This window comes from Psychroserpens sp. AS72, assembly GCF_038900375.1.
In the GTDB taxonomy this organism is placed as follows: Bacteria; Bacteroidota; Bacteroidia; order Flavobacteriales; family Flavobacteriaceae; genus Psychroserpens.
The window spans coordinates 191,740-209,390 of record NZ_JBBMRC010000003.1; the positions used below are offsets into that span (position 1 = coordinate 191,740).

At 30.5% G+C, this 17,651-nt stretch carries 15 protein-coding genes; 10 read left to right on the plus strand and 5 right to left on the minus strand.

The window, feature by feature from the left end; translation table 11 throughout:
- Positions 1 to 45 precede the first annotated feature (45 nt).
- The 5 genes from WNY78_RS07055 (at position 46) to WNY78_RS07075 (ending at position 4,072) form a co-directional block, all read left to right on the plus strand.
- Entirely contained in the window at positions 46 to 993 is a 948-nt protein-coding gene (locus WNY78_RS07055) for a 2-oxoglutarate and iron-dependent oxygenase domain-containing protein (protein WP_342872495.1), read from the plus strand.
- Between the two features lie 64 nt (positions 994 to 1,057).
- On the plus strand, positions 1,058 to 1,390 hold the full coding sequence (locus WNY78_RS07060; protein WP_342872496.1) for a translation initiation factor: 333 nt from the start codon (positions 1,058 to 1,060) through the stop codon (positions 1,388 to 1,390).
- Positions 1,387 to 2,334, plus strand: a complete 948-nt coding sequence (locus tag WNY78_RS07065; protein WP_342872497.1) for a DUF1835 domain-containing protein — start codon at positions 1,387 to 1,389, stop codon at positions 2,332 to 2,334. Before WNY78_RS07060 ends, WNY78_RS07065 begins: the two co-directional genes overlap by 4 nt.
- Entirely contained in the window at positions 2,324 to 3,193 is an 870-nt protein-coding gene (locus WNY78_RS07070) for a nucleoside phosphorylase (protein ID WP_342872498.1), read from the plus strand. The genes WNY78_RS07065 and WNY78_RS07070 overlap by 11 nt, the downstream gene beginning before the upstream one ends.
- A gap of 21 nt (positions 3,194 to 3,214) precedes the next feature.
- Positions 3,215 to 4,072 (plus strand): substrate-binding domain-containing protein, encoded by an 858-nt coding sequence (locus WNY78_RS07075; RefSeq protein ID WP_342872499.1) that lies wholly within the window; start codon positions 3,215 to 3,217, stop codon positions 4,070 to 4,072.
- Positions 4,073 to 4,430: 358 nt separating this feature from the next.
- Here the strand turns inward: WNY78_RS07075 and ung are convergent, their stop codons facing one another.
- On the minus strand, positions 4,431 to 5,096 hold the full coding sequence (ung, locus tag WNY78_RS07080) for a uracil-DNA glycosylase (protein ID WP_342872500.1): 666 nt from the start codon (positions 5,094 to 5,096) through the stop codon (positions 4,431 to 4,433).
- Positions 5,097 to 5,233: 137 nt separating this feature from the next.
- On the opposite strand from ung, the gene WNY78_RS07085 reads away from it, so the two are divergent.
- The 3 genes from WNY78_RS07085 (at position 5,234) to WNY78_RS07095 (ending at position 9,599) form a co-directional block, all read left to right on the plus strand.
- On the plus strand, positions 5,234 to 6,112 hold the full coding sequence (locus tag WNY78_RS07085) for a cupin-like domain-containing protein (RefSeq protein ID WP_342872501.1): 879 nt from the start codon (positions 5,234 to 5,236) through the stop codon (positions 6,110 to 6,112).
- A gap of 366 nt (positions 6,113 to 6,478) precedes the next feature.
- On the plus strand, positions 6,479 to 7,354 hold the full coding sequence (locus tag WNY78_RS07090; protein ID WP_342872502.1) for a cupin-like domain-containing protein: 876 nt from the start codon (positions 6,479 to 6,481) through the stop codon (positions 7,352 to 7,354).
- Positions 7,355 to 7,433: 79 nt separating this feature from the next.
- Complete coding sequence (locus WNY78_RS07095) at positions 7,434 to 9,599, plus strand: DNA mismatch repair protein MutS (RefSeq protein WP_342872503.1); 2,166 nt, start codon at positions 7,434 to 7,436, stop codon at positions 9,597 to 9,599.
- Positions 9,600 to 9,658: 59 nt separating this feature from the next.
- Here WNY78_RS07095 and WNY78_RS07100 read toward each other — a convergent pair whose 3' ends face one another.
- Complete coding sequence (locus WNY78_RS07100; RefSeq protein ID WP_342872504.1) at positions 9,659 to 11,203, minus strand: thiol-activated cytolysin family protein; 1,545 nt, start codon at positions 11,201 to 11,203, stop codon at positions 9,659 to 9,661.
- 486 nt (positions 11,204 to 11,689) lie between these two features.
- Between WNY78_RS07100 and WNY78_RS07105 the strand changes: the two genes are divergently transcribed.
- Positions 11,690 to 13,459, plus strand: a complete 1,770-nt coding sequence (locus WNY78_RS07105; protein WP_342872505.1) for a tetratricopeptide repeat protein — start codon at positions 11,690 to 11,692, stop codon at positions 13,457 to 13,459.
- A 22-nt stretch (positions 13,460 to 13,481) separates the two neighbouring features.
- The gene (locus tag WNY78_RS07110; protein ID WP_342872506.1) at positions 13,482 to 13,898 is read left to right on the plus strand and encodes a DCC1-like thiol-disulfide oxidoreductase family protein; all 417 of its coding nucleotides are present in this window, start codon (positions 13,482 to 13,484) and stop codon (positions 13,896 to 13,898) included.
- 597 nt (positions 13,899 to 14,495) lie between these two features.
- Here the strand turns inward: WNY78_RS07110 and WNY78_RS07115 are convergent.
- From WNY78_RS07115 to WNY78_RS07125, 3 genes are all read right to left on the minus strand, one after another.
- Complete coding sequence (locus WNY78_RS07115; protein WP_342872507.1) at positions 14,496 to 16,358, minus strand: type II CAAX endopeptidase family protein; 1,863 nt, start codon at positions 16,356 to 16,358, stop codon at positions 14,496 to 14,498.
- A 126-nt stretch (positions 16,359 to 16,484) separates the two neighbouring features.
- Positions 16,485 to 16,814, minus strand: coding sequence for a hypothetical protein (locus WNY78_RS07120; protein ID WP_342872508.1), 330 nt, complete (start codon positions 16,812 to 16,814; stop codon positions 16,485 to 16,487).
- 2 nt (positions 16,815 to 16,816) lie between these two features.
- The gene (locus WNY78_RS07125) at positions 16,817 to 17,641 is read right to left on the minus strand and encodes a rhodanese-like domain-containing protein (RefSeq protein ID WP_342872509.1); all 825 of its coding nucleotides are present in this window, start codon (positions 17,639 to 17,641) and stop codon (positions 16,817 to 16,819) included.
- Positions 17,642 to 17,651 lie beyond the last annotated feature (10 nt).

Sequence of the window (17,651 nt, forward strand, 5' to 3'; positions counted from 1 at the left end):
TTCGCTATTTTTGTTATCTTGACATTTAATTAAATCCGTGATACAATGAATAGAATACCAAGTGTGAATCTTCAGGATTTCCTTTCTGGAGATGCAAATAGAAAACAAAAATTTATTGATGAAATTGGTAAAGCCTACGAAGAAATTGGTTTTGTTGCCTTAAAAGGTCATTTTTTAGACGACAAACTTGTTGATAATTTATATAGTGAAATAAAAAACTTTTTCGACCTACCATTAGAAACAAAACGCAGTTATGAAATTGAAGGTATTGGTGGACAAAGAGGATATATTTCCTTCGGAAAAGAAAGCGCTAAAGGTAAAAAAGAAGGCGATTTAAAAGAGTTTTGGCATTTTGGACAATATGTAGAAGATGATCCAGAACGTGCTAAGGAATATCCAGAGAATGTCATTGTAAATGAACTTCCTGAATTTAATAAAATTGGTAAAGAGACTTACCAAATGCTAGAGAAAACAGCAAAATATGTATTGCGTGCATTGGCTTTATATTTAGATCTAGAAGAGACTTATTTTGATAATTATATCCACAACGGGAATTCTATATTAAGACCAATTCACTATCCTCCTATTCTAGAAGAACCTGAAAACGCAGTTCGTGCAGCAGCTCATGGTGACATTAATTTAATCACCTTATTAATGGGTGCACAAGGACGAGGATTACAAGTTCAAAATCATAAAGGCGAATGGATTGATGCTATGGCAGAGCCAGATGAGTTAATGATTAATGTTGGAGATATGCTATCAAGACATACTAACAACAAATTGAAGTCTACAATACATAGAGTTGTGAATCCACCAAGAGAACTTTGGGGAACATCACGTTATTCTATTCCGTTTTTTATGCATCCAATAAGTGAGATGAAATTAGACGTATTAGAAGGTTGTATTGATGAAGATAATCCTAAGCAGTTTGATGATATCACAGCTGGTGAGTTTTTAAATGAGCGTTTAATTGAACTTGGACTAAAAAAATAAGTATTCAGTCGCAGTCGCAGTATTCAGTTACTGTGACTGTAAACTGAGACTGTAAACTGATGTCATGGATTTACAAGATCAATTAAAAAACCTCTTTCCAGAGCATGTGGAAGCAGAAGTTTCCGAAGAAAAAGAAACTAAAGACAAAGGTATTTGGTTACAAGACGACCCAATAATTTGTAAGTATGAAAAACGAAAAGGGAAGCCAATCACAATTCTTGAAGGGTATAATGGAGCCATAGAAGATTTTAAAAAGCTAGCGAAAGAATTAAAACAAAAACTGAGTGTTGGTGGAAGTTTTAAGGATGATAAAATTATCATTCAAGGTGATTATAGAGATAAAATTATGCAAATCTTAAAGGATAAAGGTTTTAATGTAAAACGTGTTGGAGGATGAGTGATACAACTTTACATATCACAAATGGAAATGCTTTAACAGATTATCTTTTAAAATTAAACATAGTTACTGAGGCTAATGTCATCTCATGGCAAGAAACACTTTGTGTTGGGCCAACAGTAGAAATGGTGGCTTCAGAAGAGTTTTTTAAAGTTAGGAAATCCTTTTTTAAATCCTTTTATGATATTAGCTTAAGTAAAAAAGATATCACAAGTGAACTTAAAAAATTAGACGATATCACTAATTTTACTGAGATTGTTTTATGGTTTGAGTATGATTTGTTTTGTCATATAAATATGGTAGCAGTCATAAGTTTATTAGAACAAAAAGGAATCTACTTACCTATTTATCTAGTTTGTAGTGGTCGTGTTGAAGGCGAAAAAGGCTTAAAAGGTCTTGGTGAATTAACTCCAAAGCAAATTCATGAACACTATGCTGATAAAGTAAAACTCAATGTTGATGATATTTCACTTGCAAAAAAAGTTTGGAAAATTTACTGCGGAAATGATCATAATTTACTTAAACCGTTAATTACAAGAACATCATCATTTAAATATATGAGTAATTGTTTGAAGGCACATATTAAACGTTTTCCAGATGTTAGAAGTGGCATTAGTTCTTTAGAATACAATATTTTAAAGCTTGTAAAAGAAAACAAAATAACTTCTAGACACCATCTTGTAGGATATGCACTTCATTATCAAGGTTATTATGGTTATGGAGATATACAATTAGCACGTGTTATCGATGTATTGTCTTTATTCTTTACTGAAACTGAAAACTCGTTAACATTAAATAGAAAAGGGCATTTAGCTCTTGAACATCAACATAATTATCAAGCCGAAATGAATAACACCATCCAATATGGAGGAGTTAGAGCTTTAGATTTTAAATTTGACAAACAACATAATAAACTCATTAAAACAATAATAAATGCCAATTAAAGCATCTGAGTTAATATTAAACCCTGACGGAAGTGTCTATCACTTAAATTTACGTCCAGAACATCTGGCTAATACAATTATTACGGTTGGTGATCCTGATCGTGTAGCTAGTGTTACTAAACATTTTGATAGTGTAGAATTTACAACTCATAAGCGAGAATTTCACACACAAACAGGGACCTACAAAGGAAAAAAAATCACTGTAATTTCTACTGGTATTGGTACAGATAATATTGATATTGTATTCAATGAATTGGATGCTTTGGTCAATATTGATCTTGACAAACGTGAAATTAAATCTGAGTTAACTTCATTAGACATCATTAGAATTGGGACTTCAGGCTCTATTCAAAAAGAAATTCCTTTAGATTCCTTTTTGATAAGTGAGTATGCTGCAGGTTTTGATAGTTTGCTACATTTTTATGATAGCGAACATGTGCAGTATTTTAAAATTTCCGAGGCATTGAAAGTACAAACCAATTGGTTTGATAAAAAATCTGATCCTTATGTTGTAAAATGTAGTGATCGTTTATTAAAAAAATTATCTAGTGACAAAACAGTTACTGGTTTTACTGCAACTAACGTTGGTTTTTATGGTCCACAAGGACGTATATTACGATTACCAATCCAAGATAATGAGTTAAATGATAAATTGGCTAATTTTAATTTCGACGGAAAATCTATTACTAACTTAGAAATGGAAACTGCAGGAATTTATGGGATTTCTAATTTATTAGGACACAACGCACTCTCTATGAATGCAATTATTGCAAATAGAGCTACTGGTGGTTTTAGTGAAGATCCTAAAGCCATTGTTGAAAAACTCATCAAGTACACATTAGATAAAATAGTATCGTAAGATTAATTTAAGACAAACACATTGAAACAAATAAATATAGGAGGCGTTCCTGAGCATTTTAATCTTGCATGGTATCTTACTCTAAAAAACGGTGAATATAAAAACGAAGACATCAATTTACGTTGGAAAGATTATTTTGGAGGTACTGGAGCAATGAATAAAGCTCTTCGGGAAGGCGAAATTGATATGGCTGTTATTCTAACAGAAGGTGTCATCAAAGATATTATTGATGGTAATCCATCCAAAATCGTACAAACTTTTGTGCAATCTCCACTAATTTGGGGAATTCATGTAGCTCATGATTCTAAATTTAAAACCGTTGAAGATCTAAAAGGAACAAGAGCCGCAATTAGCAGATATGGTTCTGGCTCTCATTTAATGGCTTATATAAATGCTGAAAATCATAATTGGAATTTAGATAAAGACTTAAACTTTGAAGTTATTAAAAATCTAGATGGTGCTGTTGAAGGTTTAACCAATGGTGATGCAGATTATTTTATGTGGGAGAAATTCACAACTAAGCCAATTGTTGATGATGGTGTGTTTAGAAGAGTAGACAACTGCCCTACGCCTTGGCCTTGTTTTGTAATTGCTGTACGCGAAGAATTCTTAGAATCAAATTTAGAAGACGTAAAAACTATTTTAAATATTATCAATAATACTACAGAAGAGTTTAAAGACATCCCAAGTATTGATAAAACTATTGCTAATAGATATGACCAGAAGTTAGAAGATGTTCAAGAATGGTTATCATTAACAGAATGGTCTCAAGAGGTTATTGACGAAACTACTATTAACACCATACAAGATAAGTTATTTAACTTAGATATTATACCTAAAAAAGTAGCATATGATAGGTTGGTTAAGAAATTATCTTAATCTTTAGGTAGGGAAAAATCAATTGTAATTGTTTTATTATTGAAAGTTATTTTATGATCTAAGCACGTAGATTTACCTGTTTTTTTTCTATAACTTTCTATTTATCAAAAATTTACTTATTTTAGCATCACCAAATCTTTAAACTAACTTAACTATAATTAATTTTTATATGATAATAACAATTACTCTAGCACTTTCTTTTTTAGTCGCAATAAATTTTTTGTTATTGATTTTTAGCTGTAACAAGACCACAAAAAAAGCTTCAATAGAACAACCTCTTGTTATAAAATCCGTGTCAACTAAAATTAGAACAGAACAGCTTACAGTCAGTCACTTAGCGCCAACAGGTAGCTAAAAGTCACCATTTAATTTCTTTTTCATGTATTGAATTCAAGATTTTATTTGTTTTACTAAAATGTTTGTTACCAAACCAATACCCTCTATTCGCACTTAATGGTGATGGATGACCTGAGGTCAATATTGCATGTTTTGTAGTATCAATTAATTTTGCTTTCTTTTTGGCATATCCACCCCAAAGTAAAAAAACAACACCTTCTTTTTCTTTACTGATAGTTTTAATTACGCTGTCTGTAAATTTCTCCCAACCTTGCTTTTGATGACTACCAGCTTCATGAGCTCTAACTGTCAATGTTGCATTTAATAATAAAACACCTTGATTAGCCCAATGTTCTAAATTTCCAGACTTTGGATAAGGAATTCCAAGGTCTTTTTCAATTTCTTTAAAAATATTTCTCAAAGATGGTGGATGTACAATACCATCAGCAACTGAAAAACATAATCCATTGGCTTGACCATCTCCATGATATGGATCTTGACCAATAATCACCACTTTAACATCTTCAAAATGACATAAATTGAATGCAGAAAAAATCTCAGATTTTGGTGGAAAACATTTGTGGTCTACATATTCTTGTGTTACAAAATTGTTTAAATCTTTAAAATACGATGCTTCAAATTCGTGAATTAGTTTATCACTCCAACTATTATGTATTGAAATATTCATTTTATATATATAAAAAACTCATCGTCTAAAATATGAAATATGTCATGAAATTTTAATTTAATTCGTAATATATTCGTAATTTCATACTACATAAGCCTGAACTTCAAATAGATATACAATTTTTATAACTCAGAACGATGTCACAAGAATTAAGAAACAGAATCCAAAGTTTATTGGATAAACCATTACTTGAATTAGAAACTATTGAGCAAATAAGTCATGAAGATTTTCTTAATAATTACATTAAGAAAAAAAAACCGGTTAAAATCACCAATATGATGCAAGATTGGGGAGCAACAAAAAAATGGACTCTCGATTATTTTGAAAAAATCGGTAAAAATAAAGAAGCTTATATCTCTAAAGGTAACATCAGGCAATTAGAAACAAAATGGGAATACGGAAACTTTGTGGACTATGTAAAAGAAATCCGTAACACTAAAGACCATAAAGGTCTCGTATATTTATCAAATATTTCCATAATTAAACTATTTCCAGAGCTAGCAAACGATGTTGATTTCTCAATCTTATCAGACCATAAAGTAAAAGACTCAATGTCAATTTGGATAGGTCCAAAAGGGACAATCACAGGATTCCATCAAGATAGAGCCGATAATATTTTAGCGCAAATTAAAGGTTCAAAAGTATGGCTGATTGTTGATGACAGCCAAAGTAAACTCATGTACCGCAGTAAAAAATTTGAACCAGGTTCTATACTTAGTGAAATTGATCTAGAAAATTTTGACCGTGATAAATACCCTTTATTTCAAAAAGCAGATATCTATTATGTAGAAATTAATGAAGGTGACATGGTATTTAATCCAAAAAATTCATGGCACTGTGTTTATGGTACAGACACATCAATTAGTGTTAACTGTATGTCATATTCTAACTATGATTATATAGAAGGAAAACTTAAAAGTTTTGCCAAAGTAAGTTTACATAATTTAGGATTATATGGCACCAAAGATTGTGTTTGTCATTTTAAAGATGATAATGGTAAACGTATTAGACGTTAAATTACTATTTTACTCTAAATTCCTATTAAGCAATTCATTAAACATTCATAAAGAATTAAAACTTTAAAAAATAGAACCATTTTCTTCACATGAGATTTCTATTTAATATAATTCATTTTTCTAATGAACTTTTTTCTCATTTCATATTGAGAATAGTATATCAAATTATGGATTAAAACCTACTTCTTAAATATAATCATATATCAAAAACATGAGCTATCAATCTCATTTTAAGTAAAGTTTTCAAATAAAAACCACTATTTACATACCTTTCATCTAAAAAAAATTCTTATCATCTAAAATATGAAATAAGTCATAAAATTGTGATAAGATTTATACTATATTCGTAGCGTAAAACCCCAAGTCATGGAACAAGATATCCTAAAGCGAGTACAAAGTATTCTTAATAAAGATCTTAAAGAGATTAATACAATTGAGAAAATTTCTCATGAAGGTTTTTATAAAAACCATATAAAGAAAAATACTCCAGTTAAATTGACCAAAATGATGTCGCATTGGAAAGCGATGGAATTATGGTCACTAGATTATTTTGAAAAAGTAGGAAAAGATAAAGAAACGTTCATGTACAAAGGTAACATTAGACAAAATGATACCAATTGGCAGTTTGGCGCTTTTCAAGATTATTTAAATGAAATACGAAGCACAAAAACAGACACGTATTTAGGTAACATGCCTATTGCAAAAATGTTTCCAGAGCTTCTAGAGCATGTCGATTTTTCATTGATCTCAAATAATACCATTCGTAATTCTACATCACTTTGGATTGGACCTCCTGGCACAATAACAGGTTGGCATACAGACAGGTTAGCAAATAACATCCTAGCGCTTGTTGAAGGGCGAAAACTTGTGTTTTTGGTAAACCCTAAAGAGAGTAAAAGCAACATGTATCCTAGTGATAAATATGAACCAGGCTCACGTTTAAGTGACGTTAACATGGAGAATTTTGATAATGACAAACATCCTAACTTTAAGGATGCTAATGTCATGTATACAATCATTAATCCTGGGGAAATGTTATTTATACCTCAAACATGGTGGCATTGTGTTTACGGTTTGGACGTCTCAATAAGCTCAAATAATTTTGGCTTTACTCCTATTGATAATTTTAAAATGAAATCTGCTGAACTTATCAAACGTAAGCTCCACAACGCTGGTTTATATAGTACAAAAGATTGTGTTTGTCACTATGTAAATGAAAGTGGAAAGCGTGTAAAACGCTAATTTATAGTCTGCTAAAACATTTTAATACTACATCATTAATAGGTACATTTGCAATTCTTTTAATAGAGGCTAATTATTAATGATTAATATTCACGAAAAAACATTACAAGATGTAGAGTTTTACACTGTTTTACAACAAGTGTCAGAACTATGTATTACTGATTTAGGTCGCATAGAATCATTAAACACAAAACCATTTACTACAAGAGAAAACGTTCTTAAATCTCTCGATTTCACAAATGAATTTGTCTCTTCGTTTTATAATGACAATAGAATTCCAAATCATGGATTTGAGCCTATCACTAAAGAAATCAAACTTTTAAAAATTGAAAACTCGTATTTAGACACCAAAAGCTTTAAGAAAATTGCGTCTATTACACTTACAATAAGCGAGATACTTAAATTTTTAAAGAAATTTGAAGAGTACTATCCAACACTATATCAAACGTCAATAAAATTAGAAGTCGTCGCACATGTCGTTACAGAAATTGACACCATCATAGATCGTTTTGGAGATATAAAAGATAATGCTACAGATACTTTATATCAATTACGGCAATCAATAAATTCAATAAGAGGTAAGATTAATGTGAGTTTTAATTCAGCACTTACACAATACCATAATCTAGAATATCTTGATGATATAAGAGAGTCTGTTGTTGAAAACAAGCGTGTATTAGCAGTTAAAGCTATGTACAGACGTAAAGTTAAAGGTAGTATTATGGGTGGAAGTAGAACGGGAAGTATCGTTTACATTCAGCCAGAACAAACATTTCAATATGCTAGAGAACTCAATAATTTAGAGTTTGATGAAAGTGAAGAAATTGATAAAATTCTTAGAAATTTAACCGAATACATTAGACCTTATACTTCTCTATTGCAGAGATATCAGGAGTTCCTATTAAAATTAGATGTTATTTATGCCAAAGCAAAATATGCGCAATCTATTAACGGAATTCTCCCAACCATAAACGACGATAAGATTTATAACGCGCAAGATGCATATCATCCATTACTTTATATTTCTAATAAAGCCGAAGGCAAGAAAACACATCCTCAGTCTATAGTTTTACATCCCGAAAATAGAATCATTGTTATATCAGGACCTAATGCTGGTGGTAAAAGTATTACGCTCAAAACTATTGGATTGATGCAAGTGATGCTACAAAGTGGTTTATTGATTCCGGTTCATGAGAAAAGTAATGTGTGTTTATTTGACCGTATCATCAGTGATATTGGAGACAATCAATCTATTGAAAATCACCTAAGCACCTATAGTTACCGTTTAAAACAAATGAACTTTTTTCTTCGGAAATGTAACAAGAACACCCTATTTCTTATAGATGAATTTGGTACAGGATCTGATCCAGAACTTGGAGGCGCTTTAGCCGAAACGTTTTTAGAAGAATTTTATCATCGTGAAGCCTACGGAATTATTACAACCCACTACTCCAACCTTAAAGTTTTAGCAAACGAGCTACCGTTTATGCAAAACGCAAACATGATGTTTGATGAAAAGAGTTTAGAACCGATGTTTAAATTAGCACTAGGACAAGCTGGTAGCTCATTTACATTTGAGGTTGCACAAAAAAACGGAATTCCTTATAGCCTTATTAATCGAGCTAAAAAGAAAATAGAACGTGGTAAAGTACGTTTTGATGCTACAATAGCAAAACTTCAAAAAGAACGAAGTAAGCTAGAAAAAACTGAGCGTTCCCTCAAAGAAAAAGAGAAGAAAAAACAATCTGAAGCAGATAAGCTAGAAGAAGTCAATGCTAAGGTTCAAAAAAAATTGGAGAGTTTTCAAGAGCTATATGATTCTAACCAACGTTTGATTTATTTAGGTCAAAAGGTTAATGATATTTCTGAGAAGTTTTTTGAAGACAAGAAAAAGCGAGAGTTAATGGCTGAGCTATTTAAGTTAGTTCAAATAGAAAATTCTAAACGCAAGAAAATTTCCGCGAAACAAAAAAAAGCAGAAAAGCATAAAGAAAATCAGGTAAAACAAGAGGCTGAGAAAAAAGTAGAGGTTATTCGAAAAAAGAAAAAAGCTGCTAAAACAAAAGCAAAACCAGTAGAGAAGCCAAAACCTATTCTCAAATTAGGAGATCGCGTTAGAATGCATGACGGTCGTGCTGTTGGAACAATTGATAAAATAGAAAAAAACAAAGCGGTTGTTAATTATGGCATGTTTACAACTAATGTAAGCATGGAACAATTGGAATTGGTTGAGGCTAAAAAATAACCAACCTTAAACGATATAATTTAAGGCTGATTCTTTTATAATTTTACGCGTTAAAAAGATTAATTACAGCTATTATCCCAAGCTATATTTTCAAAACCTGAAGGATTATAGCCTCTATAACATTTTTGTGAGGACACATAGTTTAAAGTTTCAGAGACCAAAGGCTCCCAGAATCCTCCAAATGTTGCAAAATATTCAATTTCTACCTCTACGTTCCATGAACCAGCAGGTGGTTGAAAAAATTCTTGATCTTCATCTGTAACTGTATTCCAACCAGATGTTATTTGAATAACATTTCCAGTACTTTCTTCTCTCTTATTGTAAGACAATCTTACTCTCATGTTTCTTACCTCAAAATCATTGATGACCTTTATAGATGCATGCTCATAAGGCATACTACCACATTCTTCTACAATATAATCTGTTGTATAACCCATTTTTGCTATAGAATTGTCATTTAAATATCGTATTGTGTACGCAATAGGAACTCCTGGATTATTAGCACTATAAACAGCATTTTCTCCAGTAATAATATAATTTAATGAACCAGCACCAGAATTGATATTTGCTGCATCTACTGCAGAAGATGTAACTTGGGCATTACCACCAATTGTCACGATACTTATGGATGAATTTTCTAAAATTTGATCAAAAGTAGAATTTATTGTGCCTTCTGTATCACTTACACCTGTAGCATATTGCATTACAGCTTCTAAGCTTATAGAAGTATCAGTATTATTAGTTTCCATACGTAACATAATAATACGTCCATAGTTAACAGAACTTACATAAGCTGCAGGATTGTTTTCATCAATAATTGTTTGTACATTTTCTAAGGTTACATTGTTACCAAATACACTAGATGGATCTATACTTTGAGGTGTGTTCATGGTAACCGTGTAGAACACTTGTTTAAACACCATAGAAGCTACTCGAGTGGTACTTGTACTTTCAAATTCCATTTGAGATGCAATAGAGCCTGTTGCCCAAGCAGAATTTAAACCAATATCTAAACTTAATTGCGTAGAAGAGTATGATGTTGCTGCTTGATATGTAGAATTAGAGGCGTTTACATAACCGTCTTGATAAGCATTGTTATTCCACCAATCTAAAGCTTCGTCAAGACCTATTTGAACTGTAGAGTTACTTGGGTCATTAATTTCGATTACACCATTTGATCCAATTCCAGGAAGATCTACTGTTAATGTTACTGGTGATCTATCGATAGCTATGGGATTAGGAGCACCATCTAGCATGTCTTGATTACCAACAACTAAAGCACCTGGATAAATAACTCCACTTACTGGTCTTAAAATAGCGACATCATCAAAGTTAGATTCTAAAGTATAGTCTTTAGTTTGGCAAGTAGTAGTAACACCTTGATTTACATTATTTGAATTAGACTCACCATTTAGTGTTCTTTCAGATGCATTTCCTCCAGTATCTTGCACATTAAGCATAGCCTCTGGATCAAAATTTAATCCAAATATATATGCGTTTATACTTTCTGCATCGGGATTTGTTGGTTCAATAAAATCTTCGTCTTTATCGCAACTAAAAACTATAAAGACTACTAATACGATTAATAAAAAATTTGTTTTCATAATAATAAAGATTTTGTGGTTTGTTATTTTTTGTAGTAATCTTATTTGGTTAAGTCTGCAGCCTTATCCAAAATAAGACACCACAAAATTGTTTTTGTCGTTGTTCGACATGTCAAATCTATCTATGAAAACTTCTGAAATCTAATTTTTGATATGGACAAAGTATGGACATGAGTTAAATTTCAGCATATATTTGTATGAGATTAGAAATTACCAAAACCAAATCAAAATACTGAATATCAGAGGTTTAAAAACTATATATTATTGATAATTAATGGACAGATCATAGACACAGCAAATTTGTTGTCAATCCTCAAATGTTGATGGCTGGTTAAAATTTAGTAACTTAGATACAGCTAACAATCAATATTTATCAAAATGTTTTTACGTGTTTTCATCCTAATAATTTGTTTATCCTCTTCTCATATTTTTGCTCAGAGACAAGAAAAAATAGATAGTTTAAAAAAGAAGCTTACAACATCTAAAATGGATATTGAAAGATTCCATTTGCTCAATCACCTTTGGAAAGAAACCATTAACAATAATATAGCTGATGCTGTGACCTATTCAGAAAGTATGATAGAACTTGGGCAAGCATTAAAAATTGATACCATATTAAGCTTTGGTTTAGAACGAAAAGCTACAGCCTATGCTTATATGAATAATTTTGATAGTTCTGGTGTCTATTTTAGAAAAGCACTTAAGATGTATGATCTTAAAAATGATTACAATAAGAAAGCATCTGTACTTCGTAATTTGGGTCAAGATCACAATATACTTGGAAATTTAGATAGTGCTTTTTATTATTATGAGTTATCTGGTAAAAATTATAAACTTGATAATGATATTGAAGGTGTGGCAGATATATATAATTCAAAAGCTGTAGTTTATCTCCAAAAAGGATACTATAATTTAGCATTAGAAAACGCTACAAAAAGTGAAAAAATGTATTCTGATTTAAACTTGGATAAAGATTTGAATCAAAACAGAATGGTTATTGCTTCTACTTATGCTAGTATGAAAGACACTTTAAATGCAATAGATTATTATAAAAAAATCATTGAATATTTTAAGTCACAAAATCAAAAAAGACAACTATGCGTGAGTATGACCATTTTAGCTGGACTCCAGATCTCAAATCAAAGCCTTAACTCAGAAACTGAAAAGCTCATTTCAGAAAGTATTGCTATTAGTGAAGAACTTAAAGCTCCTTCTTTAATAGATAATGCTTATACCAAGTATGGAAATTTTCTATATAAAAACGGTGATTTTGAAAAGGCAAAACAAGTGCAGTTAAAAATTATAGCTGATGAAATAAAAAGAGAAGAATATTTTACTTTGACTATTTCAAAAACAGATTTAGGAAGAAGTCTAATTGCTCTCAAATATTATAGTCAAGCAATTAATCATTTAAATGAAGCAAAAGCGTTAGCAGAAAAATATGATATAATAAGTGCTTTACCTCCAATTAATAAACTACTCTCTGAATCTTATCTTGAAATAGGAAACTACGAAAAGAGCTTAGCATATTTTAAAGATTATAAAATAGAAGAAGACAAAGTGAACGGAAAGGAAAGTCAAAATAGATTTTCTGAACTTCAAACTATATACGAAACCGAAAAAAAAGAAGCTGAAATAGCTTTGCAAGAAGAAGAAATAAAAACCTTAAATGCTCAAGCAGAAAATGATAAATTAACAAAAACTCTATATGGCATAGGCATGTTTTCATTTTTAGCTATAGCTAGCCTACTCTACTTTAGTTTTAAACAACGTCTTAAAAAAAACAGAATAGAAAGAGAAAAACAAGAGGAAATCTACAAACAAGAAATTGCTTTTAAAAAGAAAGAACTCACGAGTCAAACATTACATCTCGTACAGAAAAACACCTTTATACAAGAGTTAAAAGAAAATCTAGAAAAAATTAAACAATCTCCAGAACTATTCAAAGTAGAGTTTAGACGTTTAGTAATGTTACTTAAAAAAGAAAGTGCCGAAGATAAAGACTGGGAAGTCTTTAAATCTTACTTCTCAGAAGTACACAATGATTTTGATAATAAAATAAAATCTATTGCTAATGATATCACTGAAAAAGAAATAAGACTAGCCTCTTTTTTACGAATGAATCTATCTACCAAAGAAATTGCGTCTATGATAAATGTGTTACCAGATAGTGTTCTTAAATCCAAGTACAGGCTCAAAAAGAAATTACAATTGGACAAAGAAGAGGATTTAACTCAATTTTTAAATACATTATAATGGGTTATATTATCTTTGCAACGTGATAAAATCCTTACCAAAAGATAAACAATTAATTCTCTTTGATGGTGTTTGCAACCTTTGCAATAGCTCCATTCAATATGTGATTAAACATGACAAAAAGAATATGTTCATGTTTGCGCCTTTACAGAGTGACATTGGTCAGAAAATTATTAATACGTACAATATAGATACAAAAAAAACAGACTCTATTCTACTCTACTCCAATGAAAAAGGATTATCAGTTAAATCTTCAGCAGCTCTAAAAGTGGCTAAACACCTAGGATTTCCTAGAAATTTTATGTCTGTGTTTTATATCATCCCTGTGAATATTAGGAATTGGGTATATGATTATATTGCAAAAAACCGATACAAATGGTATGGCAAACAAGCAGCCTGTATGATACCAACACCTGAGTTAAAGTCTAAGTTTTTATAAAAATTAGGCATAAAAAAAGTCCTTTCGGGAAAAAAGGACTTTAATAATTAACAACTAATTAAAACTAAATTTAACTATAAAATAATTTTTTAATCAAGAGGGATTATCTAAAGATATTATTGATTAATAGCACATTATTTATACTGTAAATTTACACCACATCTTAAGTGTTGAGCAAAAACATCGTTATAAACCCGAAAAAAATTGTTCAAAAAACATGATGTGTAAAAAACATCTATGAGATGCATTAATTTGTCTCAACTTTTTCAAAACTCATTCAAACTATAGGTTACCTAATTCAAATCACTATGTTACTCATGCATGATTTTTAAACATGTAATTATCTACTATGTTTACAATAACATAAGACAAATGATAAAGCAGTTCATAAGTTTAAATATATAGTCAAAGTTCATAAACATAAACGTGGTAACTTATAAACATTAGAGACCAAAAGCCTTAAAGCGAAATATTTGGCTTAATCCCAGCTTCTGTTAGTTGGGAAAGAATTAAGCTCTCACTACGTGCATGTCTAACACTGCGTGAGTTTTTTGAGATTAAAATTTCTGATTAGAATATTAAGCTTTAAGGCTTTCTCTAATAAATACCTGGCACATATTTACTAACCATATATAATGCTAATAACACAAAAAAGTTATTTACAGCATGAAATACAATACCTGTAAGTAAGCCATCAGTTCTTTTAACAGCATAGCCAGTTATTAAACCAAAAACAAAATAGAAAATAAAGAGGCCAAAATTAAAGTGTACAACTGCAAAAAGTGAGGCTTGGATTACATTAGCCCATTTGAAACCTAAATGTTTTTCTGTTGAGGATAATAGTATTCCTCGAAACATAATCTCTTCATAAAAAGGGACAATTACAGCAATTATTAAAAAAGAAACACCAAAACCATATTCAAAGAGTAACGCTTTTATTTCTTCTTGCATACTTAATGTTTGTATAAACGAAGCTGCTTCATCAATATCTATAAAACCACGCAGTATTTTTAAAAGAATAGCATTTACAATTAAAAACACAATGCTTAATCCTGCCACTTGCAGATATCTCATATTTGTATGAAGCACAAATTTTAACCGTTTCTTATTTAAAAACAAAAGCGTAAGAACAAGTGCTATGATCGAGTAAGCAATGATCGAATTTGCCGTTAATAGTTGTGACTCTAGTAATTCTTCATCAACATACGAATACACAATATCAAAAAAATAATTCATGTAATCTTGATAATAGAAAATTATCATAAGTAATACTTGAGATATCAAATACACGAAACTAATTAACCAAAAATGTTTAAGTGTCCAATTAACAGGAATCCTTTGTTCTAAAGCAATTGGTTTAAGTTTAAAAAGTTTATTAGCACTATAAATAGGTAAAACCAAAACATAAGGCAATAGAAAAATCACAAGTATACATGCAAATAATACGAGTATGTGAGAGATTTCATTAAAAGTCCAAGAATTAAATGGCGCTTTAAAAAATAATCTTATACGCTTTATCCCAAGAAAGTCATCGTAATAACTTAACTCTTGCATTCTTCTATAACTCACCAAAGCTAAATCACCATCAGAATATAATAAATCATGATTCAGCAATTTTTGAATATTAGCAGTTTTACTCCAATCATTAAGAGTATCACTAACCAAGTAAGACCTCGCTACTTCATAATCTTTTTCTTTAACAAAAATCTTATATAAACTTTCAGAATTTGTGTACGAAGAATCCTTAACTTTTACACGATCAAACATTTTTAATGCTTCATCTATTTCTCCAAATTCAATTAAAAGTTCTCCTTTTTGCTGCAATTGCCATGCATTACCATCATAATATAAAGCGTTCATGAGACGTTCTTTAGCTTCATCAGTATTTCCATTGCGAATATGTGCTCTGGCTAATAAAACTGATAAATCTAGACTATCACTAAGTCTAACCGCTTTCTCTCCATAAGTTATGGTTTTGTAATCATCATCCTCTACGTAAAAATATGAAGCCATTTCATAAAGTTCTGATCCTTGTTGGTAGGTCCATTTCTTTTTGTTTGAATTATAATTGGACATTGCTTTATATAACAATTCCTCTTTTTCATCAGAATACGTGTTTTCAAGCTTGTAAAGTATTACAGCAGGATACTCAGGATAATCTTCATATAACTGATTTATACAGTCATTGGTTTCTTCATATTTTAAATTATAATCTTCATATTCATCATAATAAGCGCTTCCTATAAACTTACATTTATATACTTGTACGTCAATTTCATTTGGATGCTTTTCTATATAGGCATCATAAGATTCAATAATAGCATTAAACCTTATGTCTTTGGAGTTTACTAAGGTCTCAACAAATAACTCATAACTATCTTCTTGATTTACTTGTATGTCTTGAGCAGAACAAAATAATGTTGCCAATAAAATGAATAAGAAATAGATTCTTTTTCCCATAATTTACGTTACGTATTTTTAAAATAAAATCTAAATTCTTATTAAAATTACGAGTGTAATTCTAAGAAAATGTTCAGTTTTATAATTTTAAAACTGTTTTCAGTTACTACTAATCATTACAACTATTTAAGACAGTATTTTTTTTAAACTATTATAAATCGCATGTTCCATCTGGTCCATTTTACCATCTGCAAAAGCCATAAGTTTGATATCAGCGAATAGTTCGTCAGGATTTTTATTATAAGATTCTGAAGAATTTACAGCATCTACTATTTTAGTAATACTTTGATAATCATTATCTTCATCAAATTCTTGTTTGATATGATTATAAGTTTCTATGTCTACACGAGACAAAATATACTCATGCTCATGTTTAGTTTCTTTCAAATCTGAATGTGCAACATATAATAAAATATAGGCAACCAATTCTTGTTTTGTCCAATTTGTGTTTTTCATAGTTATTGTATTAATGTTCCATATTCTGTCCATGAACCATCATAAACAGCAATTTTTTCATAGTCTAAAATTGTTGCAGCTAAAGCTAAAATACAAGCAGTAATTCCTGATCCACAAGAAAAAACTAGTGTCCTGTCCTCTATTTTAAAGTCAGCAAAAATCATTTTTAATTCTGCTTTAGGCTTTAAACAAGTACCATTAAGCAAACTAGAATATGGCATGTTTTCTGAATTCGGAATCGTTCCACTTCGCAAGCCTACTCTAGGCTCAGGTACTTTTCCTTTAAATCTATCTTCAGAACGAGCATCTAATATCAAACAGGTTTTATTAGTTGATATTTCAGAAATATGATTAAAAAATCGCATGTTCTCAGGATGATATTCTGCTGAAAAATTTCCAATATTCCAATTCTCACCATCTAAAGATGTTACGGTTTTATAGTTTTGTTTTTTCCATTCTGGAAGTCCGCCATCTAAAACAGCCACATATTCAAAACCAAATGTTTTAAAAAGCCACCAAACTCTAGCACTAGAATAAATACCTTTATTATCATAAACGACAATCATAGAATCCTGATTAATTCCTAACACTCTAGCTTCGTGTTGAAATTGTTCTGCGGAAGGTAGTGTTGTTGGAAATTCAGCTTCTACATCGCTAAATTTTCCTTTTAAATCGAAATATCTTGTTTTAGGAATCCATTCTTCTGAAGTCAAAGAATTAAAATCCGTTACTTTTTTAATTGTTCCGTCTAATATGATAAGATTGTCATCATCAATGTGCTTATGAAGCCATTCTGCACTAACAATTTGTGAATTACTACTTCGCATGATTCTAACG